We start from the raw sequence: 392 nt of genomic DNA on the forward strand, positions 1-392 counted from the left end.
GGAGAATTCAAGAACCTAACGCAACAAATGATAAATTTTATCTTTGTTGAATTATGAAAAAAAAATATAAAAGATTATCCTTCGAAGAACGTATTATAATTGAGACTTTACTCAAGGAAAATAAGTCCAAAAGCTACATTGCAAAGCAAGTAAATCGAAACAGATCCACCATTACCAAAGAATTAAAACTTTGGTTATTAAAGCCAGCCGACATCTACAAGGCTGATTTAGCACATTGGTATGCTTTAGAAAACAATAAAATCAAAAGAACTCAAGATAAAATAAACTCACATCCCAGACTTAAAATATTCATTTATAGAAGTTTATTAAAAGGGACTAGCCCTGAATTAATGGCTGGACAAATCAAGATATTATACCCAAATGACCCTATA

1 protein-coding gene is annotated in these 392 nt (G+C 30.4%); it reads left to right on the forward strand.

Going from position 1 to position 392, the window contains the following annotated elements:
* Positions 1–53: 53 nt before the first annotated feature.
* Positions 54–392 (forward strand): helix-turn-helix domain-containing protein (locus H2650_RS15750; protein WP_188051782.1); only part of this gene is annotated, 339 nt, incomplete at its 3' end.

This window comes from Flavobacterium sp. GP15 (assembly GCF_014281985.1).
GTDB classification, from domain to species: Bacteria; Bacteroidota; Bacteroidia; order Flavobacteriales; family Flavobacteriaceae; genus Flavobacterium; species Flavobacterium pygoscelis.